This is a genomic window from Flavobacterium amniphilum (assembly GCF_023634845.1).
Taxonomy (GTDB): domain Bacteria; phylum Bacteroidota; class Bacteroidia; order Flavobacteriales; family Flavobacteriaceae; genus Flavobacterium; species Flavobacterium amniphilum.
In genome coordinates, this window is sequence record NZ_JAMLJL010000054.1 from 1 (window position 1) to 863 (window position 863).

Annotated in this window: 1 protein-coding gene; it reads left to right on the forward strand. The window is 33.1% G+C overall.

Annotation, left to right across the window (positions count from 1 at the left end; translation table 11 throughout):
• Window positions 1-154: 154 nt before the first annotated feature.
• Complete coding sequence (locus NAT51_RS19635; RefSeq protein ID WP_250601813.1) at window positions 155-604, forward strand: DUF7832 domain-containing protein; 450 nt, start codon at window positions 155-157, stop codon at window positions 602-604.
• Window positions 605-863: the final 259 nt, after the last annotated feature.

The window sequence follows — 863 nt, forward strand, 5'->3', positions numbered from 1 at the left end:
AAGACCGAAAGTGGAAACGGGACTTATGCGGCTTATAGGTCTCAACCCTACGGAACGTTTTAGTTCACCCGTTTCCTCTTCGGAAAATTAATTATTTTTAGTAATACAAACTAAAGGCGGAACGTTAGGCGACATTTTAACACAACCATCATAAATGGCAAGTATCGACAGAATAGATTGGCATCAAACAGAAAATTTTCCTGAAAATGTTACTCTTGAAAATGGAGGAACTCATATCGGAATGTATTTAAATTGGATTATCGAGAACAATTTAATTGGCGAGATTCACTTGACGGAATCAGCAAGCTTATTAGAAAATGTAAAAGCCAAAAAAATTACTGGTCGTGATTTCCTGATTAAATGTTGTGATGGAAAGTTTTGGGCAGAAGATTTGAATGAAATAGGACTAAAATTTACCGAAGATTATTATTCATCAGACAAATATTTTGGCGATTATGCAAACACGTTAGATTCAAATCAAGATAGTATTTATGAATATGAAAACAGTTGGGAAAACTACGAAAAAATAAGGTTTGTAATAGATAAACGCTTTAAAGACTGGCAGAAAAAGAATAACAAAAAACCTTGGCAATTCTGGAAATAAAAACGTCGCCTAACAGCTACTACAACGGATTTGGGCAATAGGCTTAATGGAAAAATGGTTTTGTATTTGGATGATTTGGCAAATCCGAAGAATGGGCTTAATTTAATCCCAAACCCGCTGTAGTACCAGAACGTTATGGGCTATGTTAACAGAAAACAGAAGACATATTATTTTAAAAGACAGAAAATCAATAAATGAAAATATATTCAGCAATACAAATTGGAGATTATCATCAAAATAATTGTGAAGACAATTTGTA

Excerpts from the sequence above, each read along its gene's own strand:
- NAT51_RS19635 (WP_250601813.1), top strand. The coding sequence starts at position 155 with ATGGCAAGTATCGACAGAATAGATTGGCATCAAACAGAAAATTTTCCT.